General features: G+C 73.4%; 5 protein-coding genes. 3 read left to right on the forward strand and 2 right to left on the reverse strand.

Annotated features, from left to right (window positions below; translation table 11 throughout):
- Positions 1–135 precede the first annotated feature (135 nt).
- Entirely contained in the window at positions 136–1,716 is a 1,581-nt protein-coding gene (locus RH94_RS00955) for a P-loop NTPase family protein (protein WP_073945774.1), read from the reverse strand.
- 39 nt (positions 1,717–1,755) lie between these two features.
- The gene (locus tag RH94_RS00960) at positions 1,756–1,950 is read right to left on the reverse strand and encodes a hypothetical protein (protein WP_073945775.1); all 195 of its coding nucleotides are present in this window, start codon (positions 1,948–1,950) and stop codon (positions 1,756–1,758) included.
- 313 nt (positions 1,951–2,263) lie between these two features.
- Here RH94_RS00960 and RH94_RS00965 point away from each other — a divergent pair, with 313 nt between their 5' ends.
- The 3 genes from RH94_RS00965 (at position 2,264) to RH94_RS00975 (ending at position 5,665) form a co-directional block, all read left to right on the forward strand.
- Complete coding sequence (locus RH94_RS00965; protein WP_073945776.1) at positions 2,264–2,656, forward strand: ankyrin repeat domain-containing protein; 393 nt, start codon at positions 2,264–2,266, stop codon at positions 2,654–2,656.
- Positions 2,657–2,979: 323 nt separating this feature from the next.
- Positions 2,980–4,398, forward strand: coding sequence for a hypothetical protein (locus tag RH94_RS00970; protein WP_073945777.1), 1,419 nt, complete (start codon positions 2,980–2,982; stop codon positions 4,396–4,398).
- A gap of 139 nt (positions 4,399–4,537) precedes the next feature.
- Complete coding sequence (locus tag RH94_RS00975; protein WP_073945778.1) at positions 4,538–5,665, forward strand: glycosyltransferase family 4 protein; 1,128 nt, start codon at positions 4,538–4,540, stop codon at positions 5,663–5,665.
- The last annotated feature ends 40 nt before the right edge of the window (positions 5,666–5,705 follow it).

The raw sequence follows: 5,705 nt of genomic DNA on the forward strand, positions 1-5,705 counted from the left end.
GGTGGAGACAGGAGCCCCGGCAGGCAACGAGACTCCGAGAACGTTCGTGGCATAGCCGTCCGCACCACCCCGGCCGCGGGTGACCGTACCGCTGGGGCTCCCCCTGCTCGACGAGTTCGGGGGAGGCGCCCCCGGTCAGGAAGGCTCGGCAACAGCGGCCTCGGTACCCACAGGCGCATCCTCCGGCACGGTCTCCCCGTCCGCCGGCATGGTCTTCGGCGGCAGAAGATCAAGCACGGCCTGCCGCCACGCGTCACTCACCGTGTCGTCATAAGGGTCAGGCGTCGCGGGCACCTGCAACCGGTGCACCGCCTTCGTCCCCAACCGTGCGTAACCCCGCCCGGCCGGCACGACGGCCGGCGGTGTCGTGTGCGGCGGGGCCCCCAGCACCGCCTTGACCTGCTCCACCGTCGCCGCCCCGAGCACAACACGCGCGCGTGTGTGCTGCCGTACCGCGTCGCTCAGCGCCTCCGCGCTGTCGAACTGTTCCGCCACGACGACCGTCACACCCACCGCGCGCCCGTGCCGCAGCGGCACCTGCAGCAGTGCCTGCGGGTCCTTGCGCCCGTCCGCGGCGGCCAGATGCGTGAACGCGGCCGGCCGGTCGAGCAACAGCCACAGCGGCCGCTTGGTGTCCTCCGGCGGCGGGTGCCCCGCCTGCCGCGCGCGGCCCACGGCGATCAGCCGGCGCTCGGTCTCGGTGGCCGCCCACTCCAGGCTCGCCAGCACCCCGGCCAGCCCGCACTCGACCGCGAGCACCCCGTCCCGGCCGGTCAGACAGGCGTACTCGCCGGTGCCGCCGCCGTCGACGATCACCACGTCGCCGTACTGGAGGGCCTGGAGCGCGACGGACCGCAGCAGGGTCGACGTGCCGCTGCCGGGCTGCCCCAGGGCCAGCAGGTGCGGCTCGGTGGAGCGCAGGCCCGTGCGCCAGACGACCGGCGGCACGTCGTGCTTCTCCTCACCGTAGGTGAGGGGGAGGGTGCGCTGGACCTCGCTGGGGTCGGTGAAACCGAGCACGGTCTCGCCCGGGGCGGTGACGAAGCGCTGGGCGGCGATGCCGGTGGGCAGCGGGGCGAGTGCGCTGACCGTCAGCTGGTTGCTCTCCTCGTCCCAGGCGAAGAGGTACTCGCGGCCGCGCCCGGCCTTGGCGGCCAGCAGGTGCTCGATCCGCGCGCGGGACTCGGGCTCGCCGTCGGTGAAGTACGCGGGGTAGCGGATCACCAGGTGACGGATGCGGCCGGAGTCGTCGAACTCGTAGGCGGGGAAGGCCTTCTCCCACGCGCCGCCGTGGGAGTAGAGCGGCGCTGGTGCCTCGGCTGCCGAGAAGTACGGGACCAGGGCCTCGTACAGCGATGCCAGGCGCTGGACGCGGGACTCGTCGGGGCCCTCGGGCTGCCGCGGGGTGCGGTCACGGCCCTGCCAGGCCGCCGCCGCCATCAGCACGATGGCGGCGAGCAGCGGACCGTACGGCACCATCGCCACCACCAGGAGCACGGAGGCCACCAGGAACAGCAGAGGCCCGCGCCGGTCCTTCGGGGTCTCCGACCACCTGCGCCGTCCGGCCCCGGCCAGCCGGCGCAGACCACGGGCGACGGTGATCAACGGGTGGAGGACGTCGGTGGCACTGTCCGCCGCCGTCCGGGCCAGCTCCCGGCTCCGGGCGAGCTGCGCGCTGCCTGTGCTCAGAATGCGGGGGAGGGGGCGCCGGGCCACTGCTGCCTCCTGGAAGTGCGAACGGGCGGGGGAGCGGCGTCAGAACCTCATACCGCCGAGCAGGCTCGCCAGACTCTCGCCGCCGGCTTGGATGCTCGGGGCGATGGCCGTGCTCGACAGGTAGAAGCCGAACAGGACCGACACGCACGCGTGGGAGGGCTTCAGACCGTCCTTGCGGAAGAACACGAAGACGATGACGCCGAACAGGACGACGCCTGAGATGGAGAGGATCATGTGTGGTCACTCCTGGTGTCGAGGGGGAAGTCACCCTGAGTCCTTCCAACATCACAGCATGTATCCATATGATAAAAGGTGCAACTGGGTGAATTTCACTCGATTTCGCCCAGGCGGCGGAGGTGGGTGAGCCGGTCGGGCAGCACTGTCGCGCGCGATGACCTCCGTCATGATCCTTGCCTCGGACGCCTCCGCTCATGTGCCGCACGAGCCAGTACGCTGGCGATTCACCCGTACGGCCCCGGCCAGTGCACGCCGCCGTACGCTTGCTACCCGCAGTAACCGACGTTCGCAGTGAGAGGCGGTCCGGCCGATGAGTGAAGCCCCCGACCCCGAGGTCGTGGAGCTGGCGACCAGGATCTTCGATCTGGCCCGGCAGGGGCGGACCGAGACACTCGTGGCGTACGTCGACGCCGGCGTCCCGGCCAACCTCACCAACGACCGCGGCGACTGCCTGGTGATGCTCGCCGCCTACCACGGCCACGCCGCCACGGTCCGCGCGCTGCTGGCCCGCGGCGCCGACGCCGACCGCGTCAACGACCGGGGCCAGACCCCCCTCGCCGGAGCGGTCTTCAAGGGCGAGCAGGAAGTGATCAGGGCCCTGCTGGAGGGTGGCGCGGACCCGTCCGCCGGCACGCCGTCGGCCGTCGACACGGCCCGGATGTTCGGCAAGGCCGAGCTGCTGGAGCTGTTCGGCGAGCAGTGACCCCCGGGCCGAAAGCGGCCGCTTCGGCCCTTCTGGCCGGGTTCAGGGCGAAAAACGGGGAAGGCGGTACGGGGCCGCCGGAAATTTCGGTCGCGGTGGCGCGGACGCCGGGTCATCATGACGTCGTGATTCACGGACGCGATGGCTGGGCAGGAGTTGCCGCACCACGCGGGCCGTGATGCGGCCCGCGTGGGCCACCGACGAGAGGCAGAGGAAGATGGTCTACAGCAAGCAACGGACGGCGGGCGCCCCGACGTGTTGTCGCGCGGCCAGGTAATGCGTGGTCCCCGGTTGCGTCGACGCTTGATGTGAGGCTGTTTCCCATGTTCGATCCGGTCATAGCGCCCAGCGGTACGCTGCTCGGCCTGCTCCAGCGGGGCCGCGGCGACGGCACGCTGCACGCGCTCACCGCCCCGCGCGCCGAAGCGCTCGCGGCACTGAACCACTGTGTGCTGCACGACCCCCGCCACGACTGGCAGGTGGAGAACCGATCCCTGTACTACGCCCGGCTCTTCCTCGACCTGAACGGCGAACTGGACGAGATCGAGGCCCACCTCTTCGACCCCGAGGACGCCCTCGACAGCGACGAGTCACGCACCGGACTCGCCCTCGCCGTCCTCGGGCACCTCGCCTCCTACGGCAGACGGGGCGCCCTCGCCCTGCTGCGCAGGTACGCGGCCACGGGCGCCAACTGGGCCTGGGCCCTGGACGAACTGGCGCTCAGGGACGACGACGCCGGGCTGCGCGCCCTCGCCGCGCCCGTCCTCGCCCGCTTCGCCACCGACGCCGAGGGCGAGGCCGAGCTGACCGCCGCCGTACGCGACGCCTTCGAGCCCCGGCCATGGCGGCTCTGGGCCGACGACCCGCGTGCATCGATCGCCACGCGCGTGCGTGCCGCCCACGAGGCCGGCTGCTTCGACCGCTGGCAGCGGCAGATGCGCCCCACCGGGCCACGTCCCGGGTGGAGCGTGCAGGCGGTGTTCGAGTGGGCCCAGCAGGGCGCAGAACGCGGCGCCGCCCTCCACGTCCCGGCCGCCCGATGTCTCGCCGCCGTCGCCGGCCCCGAGGACCGGCCCCAGATCCTCCGCGCCGCCCGGGAGGGCACCGACGCGGCCCGCTGCACGGCTCTGCGCTACCTCGCCGACGGCAACGACCCCGCCGCCCTCGACCTGATCGAGTCGGCCGTGTCCGACGGCTCGGCCGCCGTGCTGGAGGCCGCCGTCGACGCCTTCGAACGCATGCGCGACGTTGTCGCCGTCGACCGCGCGCGCGGCTGGGCCCGCCGCCCCGACGCGCTGGGCGCCGCCGCCGGACGGGTGCTCGCCTGCCGAGGCGCGGCCCGGGACCGCGACCTCGTCCTCGCCGCCCTCCGGGAGGCCGTCCGCGGCGAAGGCCCCGACGCGCCCACCCTGTGGACCCTCGTCGACGGCGCCGGACGGCTCGGCATCGCCTGCGCCGCCCCCGTCCTGCGCCACATCTACCGCGAGACCGCCTCCTCCCACCTACGGGGCCGCGCCGCCCGCGCGCTGGCCGCCACCGACCCCTCCTTCGCCGCGGGATTCGCCGTCGAGTGCCTGTGGGACTGCGAGGAGACCACCCGCGAACTGGCCGCCCGGCACGCCGAGACCGGTGACACCCGCGTCGTCGAGCGATTGCGCAGGCTCGCCGCCGACCCGGCCGAGGAGGCCGAGGTCCAGACCGCCGTACGCAGCCGGATCGGGCCGGACTCACCCACCGCGTGAACGCCCCGTGACCGGGGGGCCAGGAGCGTGTGGACAGGGGCCGACCTGCTCTGCTGTACAGCCCACCGCTCATGGAACGTTCCCTGTCCGGAAAGATCCACTTTGACGTGGCCACGTCCGGTCCGGCGACAACACCGGTATGCGTGTCGTCATCGTGACCGAATCCTTTCCCCCCGACGTGAACGGCGTGGCCCACTGCGCGCTCCAGACCGCCCGGCACCTCGTCGATCGCGGTCATGTCCCCCTTGTCGTCGCTCCCGCCACCGCCGCCTCGAGCGAGCCCGACGCATCGGCGCCGTGCCCGGTCGTCCGAGTCCCCTCCCTCCCGCTCCCGGGCTACCCCCAGGTCCGTGTCGCGCTTCCCAGCCGGCGCGTCGCCGTGGCGCTCACCGAACACCGTGCCGACCTCGTCCACCTGGCCAGTCCCTTCGTCCTAGGCGTCCGCGGCATGGCGGCCGCCACCCGGCTCGGCATCCCCGCCGTCGCCGTCTACCAGACCGACCTCGCAGGCTATGCCCGCACCTACATGGGCGCCGGCGAGGCCGCCGCCTGGCGGCGCATCCACTCCGTCCACGCCGCCGCTGACCGTACGCTGGCCCCCTCCAGCGCGGCCCTGCACGACCTCGAGGCACACGGCGTGCCCCGCGTCAGACTCTGGCCCCGTGGGGTGGACACCGTCCGTTTCCACCCCGGACGCCGCGACGAGGCACTGCGCCGCCGGCTCGCCCCGAACGGTGAACTGATCGTCGGCTACGTCGGCCGGCTCGCCCCCGAGAAGCAGGTCGAACTCCTCGCCGGCGTCTGCGGGCCGACGGGCGTGCGGGTCGTGGTCGTCGGCGACGGGCCCAGCCGGACGCACCTGGCCGAGGCACTGCCGGGCGCGGTCTTCGCGGGCCGCCGCACCGGCGACGAACTCGCCCGGTTCTTCGCCTCGCTGGACGTCTTCGTGCACACCGGCCCCTTCGAGACTTTCTGCCAGACCGTCCAGGAAGCCATGGCCAGCGGCGTGCCCGTCGTCGCTCCCGCCGCCGGCGGCCCGCTCGACCTGGTCGCCCACGGCCGTACCGGGCTGCTGGTCCCGCCGCGCGACGCGGCCGCTGTGCGCGACGCCGTATGGGCGCTGGCCGCCGACCCCGCGCTGCGGGACGCGTTCGGCGCGGCCGGCCGCGCAGCTGTCGAAGGGCGCACCTGGGCAGCGGTCGGCGACCAACTCCTCGCGCACTACGAGGACGTGCTCGCCGCACGGCGGACGGCGGTGGCGGTATGACCAGCGCGACGACCAGCCAAGCGCTCACCATCGTGCGGCT

The sequence above is a fragment of the Streptomyces kebangsaanensis genome (assembly GCF_001906585.1).
Classification (GTDB): Bacteria; Actinomycetota; Actinomycetes; order Streptomycetales; family Streptomycetaceae; genus Streptomyces; species Streptomyces kebangsaanensis.